This is a genomic window from Micromonospora sp. NPDC049230, assembly GCF_040647875.1.
Lineage (GTDB): Bacteria > Actinomycetota > Actinomycetes > Mycobacteriales > Micromonosporaceae > Micromonospora.
The window spans coordinates 1-23,096 of the sequence record NZ_JBEZCZ010000059.1; the positions used below are offsets into that span (position 1 = coordinate 1).

The 23,096-nt window shown below is 69.6% G+C and carries 13 protein-coding genes and 1 CRISPR repeat array; of the genes, 12 read left to right on the plus strand and 1 reads right to left on the minus strand.

What is annotated here, in order from left to right; translation table 11 throughout:
• The first annotated feature begins 68 nt into the window (after nucleotides 1-68).
• From AB0A95_RS31885 to AB0A95_RS31905, 5 genes are all read left to right on the plus strand, one after another.
• Nucleotides 69-1,544 carry a glycoside hydrolase family 3 N-terminal domain-containing protein gene (locus AB0A95_RS31885; RefSeq protein WP_357559464.1) on the plus strand — a complete coding sequence of 492 codons (1,476 nt, stop codon included), beginning with the start codon at nucleotides 69-71 and terminating at the stop codon, nucleotides 1,542-1,544.
• Nucleotides 1,538-2,593, plus strand: coding sequence for an Ldh family oxidoreductase (locus tag AB0A95_RS31890; RefSeq protein WP_357559445.1), 1,056 nt, complete (start codon nucleotides 1,538-1,540; stop codon nucleotides 2,591-2,593). The genes AB0A95_RS31885 and AB0A95_RS31890 overlap by 7 nt, the downstream gene beginning before the upstream one ends.
• On the plus strand, nucleotides 2,590-4,179 hold the full coding sequence (locus tag AB0A95_RS31895) for a hypothetical protein (RefSeq protein WP_357559446.1): 1,590 nt from the start codon (nucleotides 2,590-2,592) through the stop codon (nucleotides 4,177-4,179). Before AB0A95_RS31890 ends, AB0A95_RS31895 begins: the two co-directional genes overlap by 4 nt.
• Nucleotides 4,176-6,308, plus strand: a complete 2,133-nt coding sequence (locus tag AB0A95_RS31900) for a glycosyltransferase (protein ID WP_357559447.1) — start codon at nucleotides 4,176-4,178, stop codon at nucleotides 6,306-6,308. Before AB0A95_RS31895 ends, AB0A95_RS31900 begins: the two co-directional genes overlap by 4 nt.
• A 167-nt stretch (nucleotides 6,309-6,475) precedes the next feature.
• Complete coding sequence (locus tag AB0A95_RS31905; RefSeq protein ID WP_357559448.1) at nucleotides 6,476-7,297, plus strand: sugar phosphate nucleotidyltransferase; 822 nt, start codon at nucleotides 6,476-6,478, stop codon at nucleotides 7,295-7,297.
• 121 nt (nucleotides 7,298-7,418) lie between these two features.
• On the opposite strand, the gene AB0A95_RS31910 is transcribed toward AB0A95_RS31905, so the two are convergent.
• A complete protein-coding gene (locus tag AB0A95_RS31910; RefSeq protein ID WP_357559449.1) occupies nucleotides 7,419-7,718 on the minus strand; it encodes a hypothetical protein in 300 nt (99 codons plus the stop codon).
• Between the two features lie 425 nt (nucleotides 7,719-8,143).
• Between AB0A95_RS31910 and cas3 the strand changes: the two genes are divergently transcribed.
• Genes cas3 through cas2 form a run of 7 tightly spaced genes read left to right on the plus strand, consistent with a single transcriptional unit; the run spans nucleotide 8,144 to nucleotide 15,737 of the window.
• Entirely contained in the window at nucleotides 8,144-10,378 is a 2,235-nt protein-coding gene (gene cas3 / locus AB0A95_RS31915) for a CRISPR-associated helicase Cas3' (protein ID WP_357559450.1), read from the plus strand.
• A gap of 8 nt (nucleotides 10,379-10,386) precedes the next feature.
• Nucleotides 10,387-11,073 (plus strand): type I-C CRISPR-associated protein Cas5c, encoded by a 687-nt coding sequence (cas5c, locus tag AB0A95_RS31920; protein WP_357559465.1) that lies wholly within the window; start codon nucleotides 10,387-10,389, stop codon nucleotides 11,071-11,073.
• Nucleotides 11,073-12,920: a type I-C CRISPR-associated protein Cas8c/Csd1 gene (gene cas8c / locus AB0A95_RS31925; protein ID WP_357559451.1), complete on the plus strand. Its 1,848-nt coding sequence runs from the start codon at nucleotides 11,073-11,075 to the stop codon at nucleotides 12,918-12,920. The genes cas5c and cas8c overlap by 1 nt, the downstream gene beginning before the upstream one ends.
• On the plus strand, nucleotides 12,917-13,783 hold the full coding sequence (gene cas7c / locus AB0A95_RS31930; protein WP_357559452.1) for a type I-C CRISPR-associated protein Cas7/Csd2: 867 nt from the start codon (nucleotides 12,917-12,919) through the stop codon (nucleotides 13,781-13,783). Before cas8c ends, cas7c begins: the two co-directional genes overlap by 4 nt.
• On the plus strand, nucleotides 13,780-14,427 hold the full coding sequence (cas4, locus tag AB0A95_RS31935) for a CRISPR-associated protein Cas4 (RefSeq protein ID WP_357559453.1): 648 nt from the start codon (nucleotides 13,780-13,782) through the stop codon (nucleotides 14,425-14,427). The genes cas7c and cas4 overlap by 4 nt, the downstream gene beginning before the upstream one ends.
• The gene (gene cas1c, locus AB0A95_RS31940) at nucleotides 14,420-15,445 is read left to right on the plus strand and encodes a type I-C CRISPR-associated endonuclease Cas1c (protein ID WP_357559454.1); all 1,026 of its coding nucleotides are present in this window, start codon (nucleotides 14,420-14,422) and stop codon (nucleotides 15,443-15,445) included. Before cas4 ends, cas1c begins: the two co-directional genes overlap by 8 nt.
• A gap of 1 nt (nucleotide 15,446) precedes the next feature.
• On the plus strand, nucleotides 15,447-15,737 hold the full coding sequence (gene cas2 / locus AB0A95_RS31945) for a CRISPR-associated endonuclease Cas2 (RefSeq protein ID WP_357559455.1): 291 nt from the start codon (nucleotides 15,447-15,449) through the stop codon (nucleotides 15,735-15,737).
• A 126-nt stretch (nucleotides 15,738-15,863) separates the two neighbouring features.
• Nucleotides 15,864-21,866: a CRISPR direct-repeat array (repeat unit 37 nt; unit sequence GCTGCGCCCGGTCGACGGACCGGGCGAGGATCGCAAC).
• Nucleotides 21,867-23,096: the final 1,230 nt, after the last annotated feature.

Here is a 23,096-nt window from a genome sequence, read left to right on the forward strand (position 1 = left end):
AACTCTCGGGGGTAGGGCTTGGGCACAGCGACATCCTTCCAGCCCGCCCACAGGGCAAGCCATCTCAGGTGTCACCTATCGGTGCAGCAGACCCAATCAGTAAAGCCATCGTCGCCGGCCCGGCGCGGTTGAGCCAGGTCACCCGGATGGCTAGCGAGAACTTAGCCGGTTCCCCGCCGCTGTTGCTGAGCGTGAATCAGGAAGGCGGCCGGTTGAACGCGCTGGACTGGCCAGGCGTGGCCCAGTTGCCGGGAAATCTGGCGATTGGGGCAGCGGAGGACGAGGACCTGGCCGAGCTGGCAGGAACGGCGATCGGTGAGCAGCTCCGGGCGGTGGGGTTGACCTGGAATTTGGCACCGGTGTGCGACACCACGGGATGGCCGGCGGCTGCCGCGGTTGGCGCTCGCTCCTTCGGCTCCGATCCTCAACGGGTTGGGCTGTTGGCAGCAGCGTTCGTACGCGGATCGCAGAGGGCTGGCGTCGCGGCGACCGCCAAGCATTTTCCCGGTCTGGGCGGGATTGGTGGGGACCCGCACCACGTCGCGCCGGTGGTCGACCAACTCAACCCGGGCGCGTTGCTGCCGTTCCGGGCGGCGATTGACGCGCAGGTGGCGTGCGTGATGGTCGGCAGTCACACCGTGCTCGCCCTGGACAACAAGCCGGCGTTGGCATCGCCGCGCGTGCTTGGCCTGTTGCGTGACGAGCTGGGCTTCGGCGGTGTGGTGGTGAGCGAGAACTTGTCGATTCCTGCGGTGCACGAGCCGCTGGGTGGCCTGGCCCGGGCGGCGGTCGCCGCGGTGGCCGCCGGGGTGGACATCGTGATGCTGGACTCGGAGATTTCCCGGGGGCGCAGCTCGTCGGCGGCACAGACGGCGGCGGTTCGGCGGCGCGCGGAGGTGGTGCAGGCGCTGACTGCGGCGGTCGAGCAGGGCGTGATCGATCGCCAACGGATCGGTGAGGCCGTGGACCGTGTGCAGACGCTGCATCGGCGGTACGGCCTGAGCCCCGGCTCGGTCCGACCGGACTGGCCGTCGGCGAACGCGGCGGCCTGGCGTGCGGCGGAACGGGTAGCTGACCGTTCGGTGGCGGTGGTGCGCGGAGACCGGCTCCTTCCGCTGGACGTGCCGTCCGGCAAGGTGCTGGCCTTGGTGCGGGTGCCTGACGAGGGGCAGCGGCGCGCCGACAGTGCCCGCTATACGCCGGACTATCTGCCCGCGCTGCTCGCCGCGTACCACCGCGTGGTGCAGGTGCCCATCGGCGCTCCAGTGCCAACCGCCGGCCCGGTCGTCGTCTACGGCTATGACACCCGCACCACGACGGCGGGTCCGAGTAGAACTGTCCAGGAAGCTGCCCGGCTGGTCGAGTGCGGGCGGATGGTTGTTCAGGTCGCGTTCGGTGACGTGGACGACCTGCCCGGTTCGCCCGCGCCGGTGTTGGTGGCCGCGTTCAGCCCGCACTGGGCCTCTGTCGCGGCGGTGGCCCGAATCCTGCTCGGCGACGGCCGCGCCCACGGTGTCGTACCCGTCTCCGGTGCGTCATGGTGACCCGGGTTCCGGCCGGCCAACTCGCCAATTTCCTGCAGTGCCTTTATCAGACAGCGGGGATGACCCGAGTCGGGGCGCGAGCGATGGCCGATACCCACCTGGAGGCCGACCTTCGCGGCATCCCCGGCCACGGCAGCCGATTGGCCCCGGGCTATCTGGACAAGCTGCGCACCGGGCACCTGAACCCGCGTCCCCTGATTCGGACTGTGCGGGACGAGGAGGCGGTCCTGGTCGTGGACGCCGACCTGGCCCCGGGACCGGTGGCTGCCCGCCTGGCGGTCACCGCAGCCATACTTCGCACCCGACGCTATGGCATCGCCGCCGTGACCGTTCGCCGGGCCGGTCACGTCGGCGCGCTCGGCATTCCCGCCGCGCAGTTGGCCCGGCGCGGCCTGGTGGGCGTGGCCGCCGCGCAGGCGTCCGCACGCAGCGTGGCCCTGCACGGAGGCACTAGCACGCCGATCCTGGGCAGCAGCGCGCTGGCGGTCGCAGTTCCAAGTCCGGACCCGCAGCGCCCGGTGCTGGTGGACCTGGCCGCCGCCGCGATGTCCTGGGGCCGCCTGCACCACCTGGCCCGCACCGGACAGGTGTTACCCACCGGGTCCGCCCTCGACGCGAGCGGGCATCGGGTCCACGATCCGAACCTCGCCAAGGTGCTGTTGCCCGCGGGCGAGCGCGGCCAAGCCCTGGCGATCGTCCTGGAACTGCTGGTCGGCGCGCTGACCGGGAGCACCCCCTTGCCGGCAGGAGACGACGGCCGCGGGTTGCTCGTCGTGGCGGTCGACCCGCGCCGCCTCGCCGTCGCCGAGTCGCTGGCCACCGGCGTAGCCGCTGTCGCGCAAACGGTGCGCGAGCAGGGCGCCCGGATGCCCGGAGACCGCGCCTGGTCCCAGCGCGACCGGGCACACCAGGACGGCATCGCCCTCGACGCCGACGATCTCGCCGCGCTCATTGAGGCCGGTCGCCGCGTGAACGTCCGTGCTCCCCACGGATGGATCCAACCCGAACCCCTGGAAGCCAGCACCGGATCACAGAAGGAGCAGATGTGAGCAGTCCGACCAGCACACCGACCCTCGACGGCCCACCGGCCGGCGACCGACCGGCCCTCTACCGCGGTGCGGCCCGGGCCGAGGTCGCCCGCCGCCTGCAAGCCGTCCTCGACCTATCCGACCCCTACCCGGTCGTGAACGCGGCGCGCGAACTCGCCGCTGGGGCGCTGGAGCGTGCCCTGGCTGACGTCGTTGCGGGCCGGCTGCTGCACGAGCCCACCGGCCGCCGCATCCCGCTGCAGGAACTACCCGCCCGCACGATCGCTGCGCTCACCCGCGCCCACCACCTCGATGCGGACCAGAGCGACGCCCTGGGATTCGCGCTGCGCTGCGCCTTCGCGTGGCCCGGCGTCGTCGGCACCCCGGACGCGCCGCACGCGCTCAAGTCGGTGCTGCCGGCCGGCTTCGCGCCGATCGCCACGGTCGAGCAGATCGCCGAGAGTCAGGCCACAGCCGGCCCTGACGGGTTGAACACCAGCTACATGATCTCGCAGATGAAGGGCGGCATGTCCGCCGACTTCGGTATCGGCTGCCCCCTGATGTGCGCCTACTGCTACCGGCGCGAAGGCAACACCGTCGACGGCTACCTCGGCTCCTGGGCGCCGACCGGGTTCCTCGAACCGGAGGATGTCGTCGCGCGGCTGCTGTCGCACCCGTGGTTCACCCCGCACCACACGCCCATCGGCCTGCACATGTCCACCTCCGAGGCGTTCCTGCCGAAGCTGTGGCCGCGAACGTGGCGCGCGTTGCAGCTGCTCGACGAGCTCGGTCTGACCAACCGCGTTTCGTGCATCACGAAGTACACCCTCTCCGATGAGCAGATCGACTGCCTGGAATCCCTCGTCCACGTCGACCTCGACATCAACGTCTGCTACGCCGCCATGCCCGAGTCGATCGAGCCGCCCAACCGTGGGCGTCGCCTGCGGTTCCTACGCCGCATCCTGCACTCCGAGAAGATCAACGTCCTCGCGTACTACCGGCCGATCGCCGAAGGGCTCAATACCACCGACGCCCACCTGCGTCACGTCTGGCAGACCTTCAAGGACGCCAACGCCCGCACCGTGGTCCTCGGCGGGCTGAAGTTCGCCGACGACCACGTCCAGTCCTTCCTGTCCTACGGGCTGCCGCTGCCGGCAGGCTCCTTCACCCCCGGCAAGAAGCTGCTCACCGCCGGCACCGAAGCGCGGATCATGGCCGCCTTCGACGAGGTGTACGCCGACGTGGCCCCAGACTGGCGCCCTGCGGTCCTGAAACGGTCCTCGTGCGGTCGAGCGGTGGAACGCGGCAGCCACATCCCCGACTACAACGGCCACTACGACCAGCCCACCACGAACTGCCGCCTGCGCTGCCCCGCCGCCCAGCATGAGGTGTGCGCGGCAGTGCAGCCGCCGGACGAGGAAACAGTCCGGAACCTTCTGGCCCGCATCGGCAGGCCCGACGCGCGGGTGGACATCACCAAGAGCACCACCGTCGTGCACGCCGAGCTGAGTCCGTTCGAACGAACGTTTCTGCGCCAGAACCTGCTCTTCCCGGTGCACACCGCCCGGCAGGCCGCCGAACTCGTCGCCGGAAGGATCACCCGATGACCGCCCCAGCACGCCCCGCACCTACCCGGGTCTTCCTGCCCCTGGCCCAGTCCCCGCTGCTCGACCACCGCCACGACGACGAGGACGTCGACCTCGCCGTACTCCTTGCCACGGCCGCCGAACCCGACCCGGCCACCGTACGGGCGCTGCTGTCGATCACCGCCGTGCCGGCCGCCGACCGGATCGCCCGCGCGCTCGACGAGCGAACGGACCTGCCCCTCACCTCACTCGCGCTGCTCGTCGCGCGTCGGCCCGATGCCAAGCAGGCGATCGGTGCCCTGCGGGGCAGACTCTTCCCCGACGGCACCTCACCCGGCGCGTGTCACCGATTCGCCCGCACCATGGCGACCCTCGTCCACCAGCCCGCATTCGTCGACGACGCCTACCTCGACAGTGAACGATTCCGCGCATCCGCAGCCGCAGCGGACCCGGTGGTCCTGGAACAGCTACTGGCTCCGATCCTGGACAAGGGCACCCTGACCGGTCCCGCCCAGACCGGACTGCTCGCGCTGCTCGACGCCCGCGCCGGCCGCGTCCCGACGGCCCTCATCGACCTGGCGGGCGCTACCGCTCTCGACCGCGCCCGCCATCAGCAGGTGCGCGCCGCGCTTCTCGCACGGCGCGAGCAGACGATCCGTGGCCTCGCCGGCCACACCGGGGGACTGACGCTGGCCGCCGAGCTGTGGTTTGACTCGCTCACGACCGCCGCCGACACCCCCGTCCAAGCCAGCCAGGCCCTCGCCCTGGCCGAGAACGCCGCCGACAGCCTCGCCTCGGGGGAAGACCAGTCCTGCGCCTGGCCCGCCGTCCGTCGCCGTTGGCAGCACGTCACCGCCGCCGCAAGCGCCGCCGAAGCCCAGCCGGGCGGCTGGGAGCAGGCGTGGCAGGCAGCCGAGTTCACCGACGAGGGCGCACGGTGGGACGACACCCAACGCGCCCTCGTGGCCGGCTACGACCTGCTCGCCGACCACGTCCGCAGCACCTGGGGATCAGCCGACACCCCGCCCACCCCCAACCAGTGCTGGGCCGCCGACCCCACCGGCCGCGCGCTGCTGCACCTGGTCGCCGACCACCTCACCGGTCACCAGACACACAGCCCCCTCCCGCACTACAACGACCAACTCCTCATCGCCTTCGTGTACGGCCTCGCCAAGAACCGCCACGACAACATCCCCGCCGGCCTACAGCTGCATGGCCTGATCGCCGCCATCAAGGCCGCCCGGTCCAAAGCCGCTCTCCTGACCCGTCCCGTCCCCGCCGACCTCGGCGTCGTCGTGCCGATGCGCGCCGAGACGCATCACCTCACCCCCAAACACGGCGACGACGCGCTCACCGTTAAGGTCGCCCAACTGGGCTGGCTCCTGCAAGCCTGTCCTGACGCCTACGCCGACCTCCTCTTGGTCGACGAGAGCACCGACGGCGCCTCGGCCCGCGCCGCCCGCGCGATCGACGTCGAGCACCCGCAGATCCGCGTGACCGTCGCGCAACGCCCCGACGACACCAGCGCCAAAGGCGGCGCCGTGCTCTGGGGCCTCACCGAGCTCGCCGGCGCCGGCCGCACCATCCTCGCCTACACCGACCTCGACCTCACCTATCCACTGGAGCAACTCGGACTCCACGTCGCCGCCCTCGACCAACCCGGCGTCGGCGCCGTCATCGGCTCCCGCCGCCGCCCCGACTCCCACGGCTACTACCCGTCCACCGGTCCGACCCCCACCACCTGGCTCTACCAACGAGCCGTCCGGGACCTCCTGCACCTCGACGCCACCGACCCGCAGGCCGGCTTCAAAGCCTTCCCGGCCACCGCCCTGCGCACCGCACTGCCCCTCAGCGCCGATCACAGCTTGGCGTTCGACACCGACCTGCTCGCCGCCATCGCGCGCTGCGGACACACCGTCGCGGAGGTCGGCGTCGCCGCCCTCCACCAGTACGTCGAAGGCCACCGGAGCATCCCGCACGACTACGACACCATGCTCAACGGCGTCCACCGGCAGGCCCTGCGCCACGGCCTCGACTCCGACGCACGCCGGACCCCGACGTGGGACCGCATCCGTCAGGCCGGCTCCCTGGCCGCAGCCGCCGCCGAACCCACGATCACCACCATGCTCAAGGCACCCACCTCACGCTGACGAATCATCGCGGGCCGCCGGCATTGACGCGCTGGCGGCCCGCACCCGTGCGCGCCTTCGCCATGTGCCCCGAATCGGACCAGTGCGATGCGTAAGCTGCACAGATCCGCCCGGCTCACTGTCGCCACACCCTGACGGCCGGTGCAACCCAACCGAAAGGTAAGCGCGTGAGGGCCGTCATCGCTGTCGCCGGCATGGGCAGCCGCTTCTTCCCCATCGGCAAAACCATTAACAAGTGCATGCTGCCGATCCTCAACCAACCAGTCGTCGCCTACGCAGTCGCTGACTGCGTCGCCGCAGGCGCCCACGAGATCGCGATCGTCACCGCCCCCGGCGAGATCGGCCGCCAGGTGCGTCATTACTTCACCGAAGACCACGACCTGAAGGACTACTTCACCGCACGCGGCTGGCAGGACAAGTACGCGCCCCTCGCCGACCTGCACAGCCAAGCCGACTTCACGTTCATCGAACAACCGCGCGACGACCGGTACGGCACCGCGCTGCCCGCGATCGTCGCCGCTGACTTCATCGCCGGCGACGACTTCCTCCTAGTGGCCGGCGACGACCTCCTCCTCCGCAACGACGGCGGGTCAGACCTGGCCGACCTCGTCGCTGCCCGGGCCGCCGCCGGAGTACCGGCCGCGCTCGCCGCCGCCACGGTGCCCGGCGCCGAGGCCCATCGCTACGGCATCCTGCACCCGCGAGCAGCCGAGGGCCACCAGCTACTCGATCAGCTGCTCGAAAAGCCGGACGACTACGGCGAGCCAACCGCGTACATCAACATCAGCCGCACCCTGCTACCCGCCGACGCCATGGCCTACTTCCAGAAACTGACTCCGGCACCGAACGGCGAGTACCAGGCCACCGACGCCGTCATCGCCTTCGCCCGCGACAACGACGTACTGATCCGCCCCGTCACCGGCGAGTACCACGACTGCGGCAACCCTGCCGGCTGGCTCGCTGCCAACAACGCTGCGGCTCTGGCCTGAGGGCCTGGCCTTTCGGGGATGTCGCAGGCGCCCCCTGTACGGAGCCAGCCGACGGATATGCACATCGGGTCCGTCAATGCCCCTGCGTTGCCTGCCGGAGTGATTGGACCGACGGCTGAGCCTAGGTTTCCTGGTGCATGACGAAGTTGTACGAGACGATCATCAGGCCCAGTGCACCACCGAATGCGGCCCCTGCGGCGATGATGGCGTGGCCCGCGCGCCGCTCGTTCGCCCAGGAGATCCAGCCGACGCTCATGGCGATCAGGCTGGCCGTCAACACGGCGACGATCAGTAACAGAACCCGGGTGGTGACGTCGTTCCCTATCAGGGGAAGCTCCCTTCGGACAGTCTCCTCCCTTATGGAGGAGTTGCTGCCCAGCGACTCATCGAGCGGGGGCGGCCAGCGCCATGGCAGTGCCATCGGTGGTGCGCCGCAATGTTTGCATGATGTCCTTTGGGGACACAAGCTTTGATCCAACTTGGACCTACGGCATGCGACGTTACGGTGAAGTAGAAGCCCGGTGCGCTCGCTATAGTGGTCGCCGGTGGTTGATGGCGACCACCGATCCCCTCCCGAGGGGCTGCGGTGTCCGGCGTGCAAGTCGGTGCCGAGGGTCGCAACACCGTGACGTCGTCAGCGGTAGGCGCTGACGTGGTCGTACGCTGCGGGCCGGGTAGTCCCCGGCCCGCATCGCCCAGACAACTATCGGACAGATCGCAAGCACGGCGTTGACTCCTTCGAGGGCGGATGGCTCTATGGGTCGTCCGTGTTGGGTATCGAGTCCGGGACTGTGTGTGAGAGCTGAAGATCCGTTGTGGGCGCATAGCCCTGCTCCTGGTACCGAGGTGTGGCACTCTCTCGAGGCTCATCTGCGCGGTACGGCCACCCTTGCTCGGCGGTTCGCGCCCTTCGGGGGCGGTGATCTGGCGTACTGGTTGGGTTTGCTGCATGACTGCGGCAAAGCCGGTTGTGCCTGGCAGGACCGGTTGTCGAAGGTTGCCGCTGGCGGCGGGAGAGTCGGCATCGACCACAAGGCGCTCGGCACGCGAGTCGCGTGGGAACGTGGTCTGGGTCGGTTCGCTGTCGGCATTTTCGGGCATCATGGTGGGCTCCTGGACCAGGGCGACTTCAAGAAGAAGTTGATGGCTGCCTTGAGGGATAACCCGCGGAACGTGGCGTCGGCGGAGGCCGCCCTGTCCCGTCTGCTGCCGGAACTGCCCGCCGACCTGAGTGCCGCGCTGCCTGAGCGTTGGCAACAGGATCCGCTGGTGGGGGAGATGGCGTTGCGGTTGTGCTACAGCGCTCTGGTTGACGCCGATGGGTTGGACACTCACGCGCACCACCATCAGCTCGCCGCTCCGAGGGTGCGCCCGGACGCCGACTTCGCCCACCTGTTCGCCCTGTTCGAGCGACGTCGGGCAGAGGCGCTCGCGCAGCGTCCGCCGTCGCCGATCGATGGGCTACGGGAGCAGGTCTACGCGGAGTCTCTCGCCGCTGCCGAACGACCTACCGGGATGTTCCGGTTGCACGCGCCGACTGGGGTCGGGAAGACGCTCGCCGCGGCTGGCTTCGCGCTGCGTCACGCGCAGCGCCACGATCTGCGTCGGGTGATCGTCGCGGTGCCGTTCTTGACCATCACCGAGCAGAACGCCGATGTCTACCGGCGGATGCTCAATGAGGACGGCGCCGAGCCGGTGGTGTTGGAGCATCACAGCCAGGTGGATTTCGATGCTCCCGAGGCTGGGCCTTGGGCGCGTCAGGCCGCGGAGAACTGGGACGCGCCGTTCGTGGTGACGACGTTCGTGCGTCTGTTCGAGTCCCTCTACGCCCGCAAGCCGTCGGCGATGCGGCGGGTGCATCGGCTAGCGGGGTCGGTGATCGTGCTGGACGAGATTCAGGCGCTGCCGCACGACATGCTCGTACCGATCCTGAACGGCCTGCGTCTGCTAGTGGAGCACTTCCGGACGACAGTCCTGCTGTCGTCGGCTACCCAGCCCGAATTCTGGGCGTTGCAGACCTTCGAGGACCTGGACCGGTTCGAGTTGGTCTCGGAAGTGTCGGTGCTGAACGAGAAGATGCGGCGTGTGTCGTACGAGTGGCGGCTGGACGCAGGTCTGACCCTGGGTCACATCGCTGATGACGCCAGCGGGTCGGCTGGCAGCGGTGTCGGTGGCGGGTCGGCGATGGTGGTGGTGAACACGACAGCGGATGCGCGGACGGTGTATGAGCGGTGGCAGGAGGAAGGCTTCGGTGATGTCGCCTGGCATCTGTCGACGCGGATGTGTCCGGCGCATCGGCGGCGGGTGCTGGAGGTGGTGATCCGGCGGTTAGGTGCCGGTGAGCGAGTGCTCTTGGCGGCGACGCAGCTGGTGGAAGCGGGCGTGGACCTGGACTTTCCGCTTGTGTATCGGGCGATGGCACCGGCTGATTCGTTGTTGCAGGCCGCCGGGCGGGCTAATCGGGAAGGGCGCTTGGAGTGTGGACGGGTCGTCATCTTCGCTCCGTCAGACGGTGGGCAGCCTGCGGCGTACAAGAAGTTGGTCGGTGTGGCGAAGACCTGCTTCGGGCCTGACGTGGCCGATCCGGACAACGAGTCGGCGTTGTCGGACTACTACTGCCAGGTCTACGACGCGCTCAACCTGAAGGACCCGGACCACGTTGGTCAGCGCATCCAGCAGGCTCGTAAGGAGTGGGCGTTCCAGACCGTTGCTGATGGCCCGCTGATCGATGTGAACAGCCGCCGTCGTGATCACGAGCGGGCGTTCCGGCTCATCCGTGACGAGGGCATCTCGGTGGTGACCCCGCAAGGTGCGTTGACGGACGAGGAGTCCGCTGCTCTCGTCGACCTGATTGAAAAAATCCGCCACGCGTCGGTGCCGGACCTCCATGATCTGCGTCAGCTTCAGCCCTACACCACCACTGTGCACAGCGGTGTTCTCCGTAACCCGGAGGTGACGGCGTACATGCGGCCGATCCTCGGCGATGAGGTGCGGGTGGGCGCGTTGGTGGAGTGGATCGGTGGATACGACGAGGCAACTGGCATCACCTTCGACCCGAGATTCGAGGAGTTCGTGCAGTGACGACGGATGTGATCGACGGGGTGACCCTGCGGCGGAGCCGCGAGGGTGATCTGCCCGTGGTAGTTCAGGTAGTCGGTGAGGCCGCCCTGTTCTCCCGCCCGGAGCTGAAGGTGGAGCGGGTGAGCTACTCGGTCATGACGCCTCCCGCCGCGGTGGGTGTGCTGGAGTCGATCTACTGGAAGCCGGAATTTCGCTACGAGATCGTCGCGATCGAGGTGCTCCGCCCGATTCGGCAGTTCACGATCCGTCGCAACGAGACCACGGACGTGGCACCGCTGGCGGAGGCGATCAAGGGCGCCCGCCGGGTGGACACGGTGGCGCATCGCGATCAACGCAACGCCGTGTGCCTGCGGGACGTGGCCTACCGCATCCACGCGCACATGGTGCCGGCTCCGCACGCGGACAAGCCCGCTTCGGCGTACCGGGATCAGTTGCGCCGCCGGGTCCGCCGGGGTGCCTGCTTCCAGCGCCCCTACCTGGGTACGCGGGAGTTCAGCGCGGAGTTCGGTTGGCCGGACGACACGGTCAAGCGCCAGCACGATCTGCATGAGGACATCGGCATCATGCTGCACTCGATTCACCGCGACGGTGGCGGCATTCCTCGGATGGAGTGGTTCTCTGCCCGGGTGCAGGCCGGGGTTCTGTACGTGCCGCAGCGGGGGATGGAACTCGCCCTTCCAGGTGGGGGCGTCTGATGTTGTTGCAGCGGCTCGTCGAGTACGCGGAGTCCAGTGGCGAGGTGACTCCACCGTTCTATGGCAGGAAGCCGGTGCGGTTCCTGCTCTACATCACCGCTGACGGCACGCCCGCCAACGTCGAGTTAGTCGATTTCGCGGATCCGGGAAAACCCGGGCAGCGCTTCGGAATCGAGCGGTGGATGCCGAACGTCACCCGCACCGTAGGGGTCGCGCCGACGCTGGCCGCCGACACCGTCGAATACGTGCTGGGCTGGGTCGCCGAGGATGGCAAAGCCGACCGGGTGGCCAAGCAGCACACCGCGTTCCAGGAGCTGATCCGGGACTGGGCTGCCGCGGAGCCGGATGGCCCAGCTCCCGCTATCGCCGCCTTCTACGCTGGGGGTCACGCACCGAAGGTTGTCACCGATGGGACGTGGAGCCGCGCCGACATGGTGGCCTTCGTCGTCGAGGGGCAGATCGCCACCGAACACGAATCAGCGAAGCGGTACTGGGCGGGCGTCGCCGCCGGGCGTAAGGGGCTCGGCCGGGCCGGTTACTGCCTGGTCTGCGGCCAGGTCCGCGACCTGCTCAAGACGATCCCGCAGCAGATTCCGCGGCGGTGGCTGCCCGGCGCCACCCAGAGCGCCTCGCTGGTGAGTGTCAACGAGGCGTCCCACGGCTATGAGCTGACGAAGCTTCTGGCCCACACGCCGATCTGTGTCACGTGCGGTCTGACGTTCATGTCGTCGTTGACGGCGGTGCTGTCCGATGAACGGCACAGCACCGGGCTACCCGGGCAGAACGCCCGTCTGGCCTGGTGGTTGGTCGGCGGCTCCCGCTTCGACCCCATGGCCCCGCTGGACGCCCCGGACCTCGATGACGCCCGCGCCCTGCTCACCACCCCGCACGACGGCATTGAGCCCGGCGATGATGACCTGTCTACCTTCTGCTCGGTGACCGTTGGCGGCAACGTCGCCCGGGTCGTGATCCGCGACTGGGTGGAGATGCCGCTGCCCCAGGTCAAGGGCTACATCCGTTCGTGGATCGACGATCACGAGATCGCGGACTGGTCTGGTGAGGTTACCCAGGTCCGGCTGACCCAACTGGTCCGCGCGGCGGGCCGGTGGCAGGTTGGGCGGGGTGGCGCCCCCGGTAGTTGGGTCAAGCTCGGTGCCAGGGGCGAGGACCGGCCGACCGGCCTGCAGCACGCGCTGCTACGGGCCGCGTTGCTAGACAGCCCGCTGCCGCCGCGGCTGCTCACCCATGTGCTCAACCGGATCCGCACCGACGGCCGGGTCGATCCGGCACGCGTGGCCCTGGTCCGGCTCGGCCTGCGCCGCTGGTCACGTCGACTTGACGATCCTGATAGCCGAACCGCCGAGTTTGAAAGGCTGACCCCCACGTTGAACTTGGACAACAACGACCCCGCTTACTTGTCCGGCAGGGCTTTCGCCGTTCTCGATGACCTTCAGCAGACGGTTTTCCGGGCGGCGAACCAGCCGTTGAACACCACCTTCGCCGAGCGGTACATGGGTCGCGCCATCACCAACCCGAGAGTTGTCCTGGTCAACGGGCAGCGGACCTCGACTGCCTGGTTGCGCCGCCTACGTGGACCGCTGCGCAAACCGGGCTGGGCCAGGGCGTACGCCAACCGACTCGACGACATCTTCGCCCAGATCGACACGAGCCGGGACTCGATCCCGAGCACCGCCGTCTTGGCGCAGAAGGCCCAGTTCGTCCTCGGGTTCCACCAGCAACGCGCCGCCATGCGCGCCGAGCGCATCGAGGCCGCTGCCAAGAAGAAGAACACTGACCTGCCACCCGCCTCGGACGACCAGCCCACCACCGAAGGAGACGCCGAATGAGCGACAACCACCTCGACCCGGCCCGCCGCCACGACGCCGTTCTCCTGTTCGACGTCACCGACGGCAACCCCAACGGCGACCCCGACGGCGGTAACCAGCCGCGCACCGACGACGAGACCGGCCAGGGACTGGTCACCGACGTCGCCATCAAACGCAAGATCCGCGACACCGTCGCCCTGATGCGTGGCGACGACCCTAGGTTTGGGATTTTCGTCGAGGCCGGCCACGCGCTGAACACCCGCATCGAGGAGGGCCTCAAGGCCAACCCCGGTCGCGCCGACGAGGCACAGCGGTGGCTCTGCGAGCACTACTTCGACATCCGCATGTTCGGCGCCGTCCTCAGCACCGGCACCACCAAGGGCGGTGCCGGACAGGTACGCGGTCCGGTGCAGCTCACCTTCGCCCGCAGCGTCGACGCGGTCCTTCCCACCGATCACGCCATCACCCGGGTCACCCAAACCCGCCAGGATGACATCGACAAGGGCGAGCGGACCGAGATGGGCTCGAAATGGACCGTGCCCTACGGCCTCTACCAAGCCCGCATCTTCTACTCCGCCCCCCGCGCCGGGAAGACGGGCGTCACCTCTGACGACCTCGCCGTCTTCTGGCGGGCGATCACCCTGATGTTCGACCACGACCGCTCCGCCACCCGCGGCGAGATGAAACTCTGCGGCCTGTACGTCTTCAGCCACCCCGACGCCCTCGGCGTCGCACCGGCGGCCAGCCTCACCGAACGCGTATCCCTCAGCCGCGCGAACACGGAAAAGCCCGCCCGGCACCACCTGGACTACCAGCTGACCCTCGCCACCGACAACCTTCCCGAGGGTATCGAGTTCACCCCACTGGTGAATCTCTGGCCGTGACCCCGACGACCGATGGCGACGGCACCCTTGCCGAGATCCCGCTCTCCGCACTCGAGCACTACGCCTACTGCCACCGACAGACCGCGCTCATCCACGTCGAGGGCATCTGGGGTGACAGCGCGCAGACCGTACGCGGCGATCTGAGCCATCGACTGGTGGACCTGCCCGGCCTGACCCGGCGGGCAGGTCTCACCACCATCCGCTCCCTACCCGTGGGCAGCGCTGTGTACGGCCTCAGAGGCATCTGCGATGTGGTGGAATTCGTCGGCACCACCGCCACCCCAGTGGAATACAAAGTCGGCCGCTACCAGCCAGACGGGCCCGCTGACCTGCAACTCGCCGGTCAGGCCCTGTGCCTCCTCGAAGCCGGGTTCGACGTACCCCTCGGATACATCTACTCCGTCGCCGAACGCCGCCGCCACCCGGTCACCATCAGCCCCGACCTCCTGCACCGGGTAGTGCAAGCGACCGAAGCCATCCGGCGTCTCCTCGCGTCCCCACACCTACCAGCGGCACGCAACGACACCCGGTGCCGTAAGTGCTCACTGCGCGACGACTGCCTACCCGACATGACCGACGGCCGGCAGACCCGACCGGCAGCCGACCTCTTCACCCCAAGGCCGTTGGGACAGTGGCGTGACTGAACTACTCAACACCCTCTACGTACAAACACCGGGGACCAGCCTGCACCTCGACGGCGACACCGTCCGCGTCTACCACCCAGAACAGACCGGACGACGCCTGCTGCCCCTGAGCCGAGTCGACCACCTGGTGCTCTTCGCCGGCGTGACCATCACCGACGACCTGCTGCTGCACTGCGCCGACGACGGTCGATCCGTCAGCTGGCTCACCGGCATGGGCCGATTCAGAGCCCGCGTCGCCGGCCCCACCAGCGGCAACCCCCTCCTGCGACAAGCCCAGCACCGCGCCGTCGACAACCACGACCACCGGATCAAGATCGCCAAAGCCATGGTCGCCGGCAAGATACACAACTCCCGCCAAGTTCTGCTCCGTGCCGGCCGCGACACATCCGGTCACCGGCAGACCGCGCTGCGCGCATCAGCGGAACTCATCGCCCAACGACTGGAACTGCTCAAGAGCGCCGAGAGCATCGACAGCGTGCTCGGCACCGAAGGCATCGCCGCACACGACTACTTCGCAGCCCTGCCATACCTGGTCACCGACAAGCAATGGCGCGGCACCGGCCGAACCAAGAGACCACCCACCGACCCCGTCAACTGCCTCCTGTCGTTCCTCTACGGCATGCTCCGAGTCGCCGTGCACGGCGCACTCGAACACGTCGGCCTCGACCCTTATATCGGGTTCCTTCACGCCACCCGCCCAGCCAAGCCGGCACTCGCCCTCGATCTGATGGAAGAGTTCCGCCCCCTCCTCGCCGACCGGCTCGCCTTCACCCTGCTCAACCGACGAGAACTCTCCGCCGACGACTTCGAACTACTCCCCAATGGCGCATACCGGCTCACCGAAACCGGCCGAAAAAACACCCTCAACGCCTGGCAGACCGCACGACGACGAGCTTGGCCACATGCCCAACTCAACCGCGAGATAGAAGGCGCCGTTCTCCCACTCGTGCAAGCACGCCTACTCGCCCGGCACCTCCGCGGAGACCTCGCCACCTACCGCCCCTGGACAGTCAACTGACGTGGACATCCTCATCACCTACGACGTCGAAACCATCACCCCAGCAGGCCAGAGGCGGCTGAGGAAAGTCGCCAAAATCTGCGAAGCGTACGGACACCGCGTCCAGAAATCCGTCTTCGAGGTCGTCTGCCGCGACACCGACAAGGTAAAACTCGTGGCAGCCCTGCAAGATGCCATCGATCCCGCCCGCGACAGCATCCGCATCTATCGCCTCCCGGCCAACGCACTCGACAACGTCGAACACCTGGGGCTGCCACGACACGTCGACCCCCGCGGCCCATTCGTGATCTAGGAACCCCCAGTGACCACCCAGAGAGCCTGACGTTCCCAAGCAGTAAAGCGCATCAATTCGGACTTATCTAGCGCTGCCGCGAGTGCCAAGATAGTGATGAACCAGAATATTGGCTGTTCACAAGCCGCTGCGCCCGGTCGACGGACCGGGCGAGGATCGCAACCGGTGCACCGGCTGCGGCACTGAGGAGCTGGACAGCTGCTGCGCCCGGTCGACGGACCGGGCGAGGATCGCAACGTGCCGTCGTCGAGCCGGACGGGGCGGACCAGCACGCGCTGCGCCCGGTCGACGGACCGGGCGAGGATCGCAACCGGTCGGCGACGGTCTGCCCGTACATGAGCAGGTCGTGCTGCGCCCGGTCGACGGACCGGGCGAGGATCGCAACCAACACGTACGCGTCTTCGGCGAGGATCATCGCCGCGGCTGCGCCCGGTCGACGGACCGGGCGAGGATCGCAACCCGGGCTAGCATGGTCGCTACCAGCCGTCAAGGGGCTGCGCCCGGTCGACGGACCGGGCGAGGATCGCAACTACTTCCTGCGGTCCCTGGTCCGCCTCGGGATGCGCCGCTGCGCCCGGTCGACGGACCGGGCGAGGATCGCAACATCTACGAAACCAAGGCAGACGCACAGGCTGATCTGCGCTGCGCCCGGTCGACGGACCGGGCGAGGATCGCAACAGGGCATCCCAGTGCTTCTCCCCGTCCGAAACCACCCCGCTGCGCCCGGTCGACGGACCGGGCGAGGATCGCAACACGCAAGGCCGCTTCGCTGCGGGTGGTCGCCGCCGGGCTGCGCCCGGTCGACGGACCGGGCGAGGATCGCAACGGCTGCAAGGATGTCCAGCCTAGTGGGGAGTGGATCGCTGCGCCCGGTCGACGGACCGGGCGAGGATCGCAACCTGAAGGGCGTGGCCATCATCGAGCCGACCGCAGAGGCTGCGCCCGGTCGACGGACCGGGCGAGGATCGCAACAACAACACGAACGGCGAAGAGGGCATTGAGATCCTCGCTGCGCCCGGTCGACGGACCGGGCGAGGATCGCAACTCGATCATCCAGTCCTTCGCCAGCTCGATCGAGTCGTCGCTGCGCCCGGTCGACGGACCGGGCGAGGATCGCAACTCGAAGGCGGCGGTGGCGACCTGCGGGGTGAGGTGCGCTGCGCCCGGTCGACGGACCGGGCGAGGATCGCAACACTGTCGGCCCGGGAGTTGCCGCCGGGGTGAGCGGGGGCTGCGCCCGGTCGACGGACCGGGCGAGGATCGCAACGCCGCCGCCGTCGACGCACTCGCTTGATGACCTGCCGCTGCGCCCGGTCGACGGACCGGGCGAGGATCGCAACCACCCAGTGATTGTTCCGGTCCGCCGGGATTCGTCTGGCCGCTGCGCCCGGTCGACGGACCGGGCGAGGATCGCAACCTCGGCGGCCCGGATGCGCTCGCGGTGCAGCACCATGCTGCGCCCGGTCGACGGACCGGGCGAGGATCGCAACGACGCCGTGTGTGTCGAGGTCATCGACATGCCCGACGAGCTGCGCCCGGTCGACGGACCGGGCGAGGATCGCAACTTGATCAGACCAAGGAAGACCGAACCGGCCGACCGGCTGCGCCCGGTCGACGGACCGGGCGAGGATCGCAACTGGCGCATCGTCGAGGCGCACGACGTGTGGGCCGGACGCTGCGCCCGGTCGACGGACCGGGCGAGGATCGCAACGGCGAAACGCCCCACGAGTTGATCGACAGGATCGGCTTGGCTGCGCCCGGTCGACGGACCGGGCGAGGATCGCAACTCCTCGGCCTCGGGCGGCCCGATCACCCAGACGTCGCTGCGCCCGGTCGACGGACCGGGCGAGGATCGCAACATTGATGCCAACTCCGAGGCCATCGGTGGCGTAATGGGCTGCGCCCGGTCGACGGACCGGGGCGAGGATCGCAACCATGCCCGAGAGGACTTGGCGGCCAGCGGATCGAGCTGCGCCCGGTCGACGGACCGGGCGAGGATCGCAACACCGTCGCGTACGGCGAGCTGTACGCGCGCTGCCAGGCTGCGCCCGGTCGACGGACCGGGCGAGGATCGCAACCTGTTGCGCGGCGCCGAGCACAACCTGCGCGTACGGATGCTGCGCCCGGTCGACGGACCGGGCGAGGATCGCAACCTGCGGCGCTCGCGCGCCTCGGCCGAGCCGCTGACGGCTGCGCCCGGTCGACGGACCGGGCGAGGATCGCAACTGGTACGCGCTCGCCGGCGGGGCGTTCGTGGTGCGTGCTGCGCCCGGTCGACGGACCGGGCGAGGATCGCAACTCGCTGCTGTCGAGCCGCAGTTGCAGGTCGGCGTCGGTGCTGCGCCCGGTCGACGGACCGGGCGAGGATCGCAACGGGAACCAGATCACCCACGCCACGGACTCCTGGCTGGCTGCGCCCGGTCGACGGACCGGGCGAGGATCGCAACTGGGATCCGGACAACGATCCACAGGAGTCCCGCCGCTAGCTGCGCCCGGTCGACGGACCGGGCGAGGATCGCAACCTCCAGGAAATCCTGCACGATCCGCGGCTGAAGGTGGCTGCGCCCGGTCGACGGACCGGGCGAGGATCGCAACCTCCACGGCGCTGGTGCCGATCCACTCCGGCAATGACTGCTGCGCCCGGTCGACGGACCGGGCGAGGATCGCAACACCTGCGCCAGCGCGCGCCGGGTCTTCGGGACCGGGCTGCGCCCGGTCGACGGACCGGGCGAGGATCGCAACGCGTAGTGCGACCTGGTAGGCGGTCTGCCCTGCGTCGTGCTGCGCCCGGTCGACGGACCGGGCGAGGATCGCAACGAATCTCACGGATGCGCCGGGGTTGTCCTCCATTAAGGCTGCGCCCGGTCGACGGACCGGGCGAGGATCGCAACCTTGATCACCCGGAACATGAACGACGAGCCGTACGCCGCTGCGCCCGGTCGACGGACCGGGCGAGGATCGCAACCCGGACACGTCCCACCGTTGCGGCCAGGTCGACACCGCTGCGCCCGGTCGACGGACCGGGCGAGGATCGCAACACCAGCAGCCCCACGGCTGCCCGGAAGTCAGCGTCGGCGCTGCGCCCGGTCGACGGACCGGGCGAGGATCGCAACATGGCGGTCCTTGACGAGGCCAAGGCGGCGCACGGCTGCGCCCGGTCGACGGACCGGGCGAGGATCGCAACCTGCGCCTGGTCCTGGTCCTCGTCGGGCACCGGAGCCTGCTGCGCCCGGTCGACGGACCGGGCGAGGATCGCAACCTGGTCCGGGCACTCGACGGACAGCAGCTGACCACGAGCTGCGCCCGGTCGACGGACCGGGCGAGGATCGCAACCAATGGGACGCGTTGCGGTGGATCTTCGGGTCGCCCGCTGCGCCCGGTCGACGGACCGGGCGAGGATCGCAACAGGGCCTCTGCGATCGAGACGTACTCAGGCTTTTTCGCTGCGCCCGGTCGACGGACCGGGCGAGGATCGCAACGAGTCGCCCGGCGTCGCGGTGGTGGAGTTGGTCGGCGCTGCGCCCGGTCGACGGACCGGGCGAGGATCGCAACTGCGGAACCGCCGGCGCTGGCACCGGATCCGGTCGCGCTGCGCCCGGTCGACGGACCGGGCGAGGATCGCAACCCGGCCACCTCGAGGGACTGCCCGGTGGGCAGGTAGCTGCGCCCGGTCGACGGACCGGGCGAGGATCGCAACGCGCCGCCTCCGCCAGTTCGGCGCCCTTCTCCCGGGGCTGCGCCCGGTCGACGGACCGGGCGAGGATCGCAACCTCACCGCCGAGCACGCAGTGGACGCCGACAAGGTGGCTGCGCCCGGTCGACGGACCGGGCGAGGATCGCAACATCGCCTACGTGCGCGCCAACGGGCCGCGGGTGCTGGCTGCGCCCGGTCGACGGACCGGGCGAGGATCGCAACAGGATGTCGTACCCGGCGACGTCGTACGAGGGCGGTGCTGCGCCCGGTCGACGGACCGGGCGAGGATCGCAACATGGGGCTTTCGAGGCGGCTGATGACCGACACGCTGGCTGCGCCCGGTCGACGGACCGGGCGAGGATCGCAACCTCGATCTGGTGGTGCGCAAGGGTGAGTCGTTCGTGCTGCGCCCGGTCGACGGACCGGGCGAGGATCGCAACAAGACGGGCGTGTCGTCAATCGGCAAAGCGTGGGAGCTGCGCCCGGTCGACGGACCGGGCGAGGATCGCAACATGGCCATCGGCGCCGGCGCCGCATCCCCCCGGAAGCTGCGCCCGGTCGACGGACCGGGCGAGGATCGCAACCATATGTCGGAGCTGGCGAGCGCGGACACGGCCGCCGCTGCGCCCGGTCGACGGACCGGGCGAGGATCGCAACCCCGGGTTGGCCCGCCACTCATGGATCATGTGCTCGCTGCGCCCGGTCGACGGACCGGGCGAGGATCGCAACGGCTCGGACGGCGACGCGACCGACCTCGATCTGTGGGCTGCGCCCGGTCGACGGACCGGGCGAGGATCGCAACGTGATCGCGCTCGACGTCGACCAAGGGCCCGACGCGCTGCGCCCGGTCGACGGACCGGGCGAGGATCGCAACACGGTGACGAGCCAGACCGTTACCCCGACCGCTGTGTCGCTGCGCCCGGTCGACGGACCGGGCGAGCATCGCAACGACTCCACGCGGCCCGCCGCGAGCTTGTGCTGCTCGGGCTGCGCCCGGTCGACGGACCGGGCGAGGATCGCAACACCACCTCCTGACCGGCGGGCGATCTTGGAAGCGGCGGCTGCGCCCGGTCGACGGACCGGGCGAGGATCGCAACGGGGAGTCCCTGCGCGAAGGCCGCAAGCCCGTCGGCAGGCTGCGCCCAGTCGACGGACCGGGCGAGGATCGCAACGGGGATCACCTGGTGTGGTTTCCTCCCCTGCCTCTCTGCTGCGCCCGGTCGACGGACCGGGCGAGGATCGCAACTCGGACTGGTGCGTTGACGAGTGCGTACGGCGCGCGCTGCGCCCGGTCGACGGACCGGGCGAGGATCGCAACTGGTTCAGCAGCGCGCGAGTACGCCGCCACTCATGCTGCGCCCGGTCGACGGACCGGGCGAGGATCGCAACGAGGTGCAGCGGGACCAGGCTTACGAGCGCGTCGACGAGCTGCGCCCGGTCGACGGACCGGGCGAGGATCGCAACCTGGAGATCATGGACCACGGCATCGCCGACGAGCGGCGCTGCGCCCGGTCGACGGACCGGGCGAGGATCGCAACCATCAAAGACCCCAATCCTTGATGACCGAGGCGGCCAGCCATGGGCGGTGCTGCGCCCGGTCGACGGACCGGGCGAGGATCGCAACCTGATCTATGTGGTGGCGCTGTAGGTGTGCGGTGGAGCTGCGCCCGGTCGACGGACCGGGCGAGGATCGCAACCCTGGTCAGGGGCGCCCGGATCGAAGAGGCCGCCCTGGTCGCCACGGAGTCGACGGACCGGGCGAGGATCGCAACATGCGCGCCGATCCGCGTACCTGCTGGGACGTGTACAAGCTGCGCCCGATTCCCGGACCGGGCGAGGATCGCAACACGATCACGCGGAAGGCACGGTCGGAGAGGTGGGTCGCTGCGCCCGGTTCTCGGACCGGCGAGGGTCGCAACGTGCAATGACCCGTCTTCGAGCCGCTCGATCGTGGCGGCTGCGCCCGGTCCTCGGACCGGGCGAGGATCGCAACGAGGTCGTCGACACGCCGCCGGAGCTGCGGCGGGAGCTGCGCCCGATTCCCGGACCGGGCAAGGATCGCAACTCGTACTCGATGTCGCACAGGAGGTTGGTCTGTGCGCTGCGCCGATTCCGGGACCGGGCGAGGATCGCAACTCGGCGGCGGCCATCGCACCGATGCGGGCGCGGTCGGTGCTGCGCCCGGTCGACGGACCGGGCGAGGATCGCAACGCGGTCGAACTCGGCGAGCGCGGCCATGAACCGGAAGGCTGCGCCCGGTCGATGCACCGGGCGAGGATCGCAACGGGGCCTTCGCGACCAGAACGGCGGCGGCCTCGGATCGGCTGCGCCCGGTCGACGGACCGGGCGAGGATCGCAACTTCGACGACCTCATTCCGCTCCCGGCCTGGCTTGCCGAGCTGCGCCCGGTCGATGGACCGGGCGAGGATCGCAACACGCTGTCCGCCGACGCCGCACCGGCCGCCACCGTCCAGCTGCGCCCGGTCGACGGGATCGCAACGGGTCGTGGGCGGCGAAGAACGGCGGGACTCGGGTGAGCTGCGCCCGGTCCCCGGACCGGGCGAGGATCCGCAACTCGAAAGCTTCATCATCCACGGTCTGAGCGCCGACGCGGCTGCGCCTGGTCCCCGGACCGGGCGAGGATCGCAACACGCTGATCAACCAGATCTTCGAGGCCGCCGTCCGAGCTGCGCCTGGTCCCCGGACTGGGCGCGAGGATCGCAACCGCCCGGCGGTGGCATGGGCCCCGGGTCGCTGGGGCTGCGACCGGTTCCCGGGTCGGGCGAGGATCGCAACGTGGTGACGCGTGACCTGAGCGGCGAGGAACGTCCCGGCTGCGCCCGATCCCCGGACCGGGCGAGGATCGCAACGACTCGGGTGCGCGTCTCGGCGCGGACGACGTCGGACGCTGCGCCCGGTCCCCGGAGTGGGCGAGGATCGCAACCGATACCGCTGGGTGGTGGCCAGTGCGCACAGAGCACAGGAGCTGCGCCCGGTTCCCGGACCGGTCGAGGACCGCAACCGGGTGGCCGCAGCCATCGAGCCACGGTTGCAGGCGCTGGCTGCGCCCGGTTCTCGGACCGGTCGAGGATCGCAACACCGAAACCCAGTGGGGCCAGATCAGCGCCCTCGTGGCTGCGCCTGGTCCGAGGACCGGGCGAGGATCGCAACAAGGGCACCGAGGGTGACACCGTCTACATCCGGGTGGCTGCGCCCGGTCCCCGGACCAGGCGAGGATCACAACACCGTGGTGGTCACCGCCACCGTCGCCGACGGGAAGCAGCTGGCCCGGTCCCCGGACCCGGGCCAGGATCGCAACGGGTCCGGGTCGGGTGGTCGCAGCCAGAAACGGGCTGCACCAGTCCCCGGACCGGGCGAGGATCGCAACGACGGCAGCTATGTCGATGACTGGTCGGTGATCCGGCGCTGCGCCCAGTGCCCGGACCAGGCGAGGATCGCAACTGCACGTCGGTGAGCGGGCGGGCCAGGGCGGGTTGGCTGCGCCCAGTCCCCGGGCCGGGCGAGGATCGCAACAGCGGCGCCGAATCCGGGGTCGCGGCCCATGCTGCGCCGGTCCGTCCCGGACCGGCGAGGATCGCAACGGATCCGTGAGGAGCGGCGCGCATGGGAGTACCTCGGCTGCGCCCGGTTTTTGGACCGGGCGA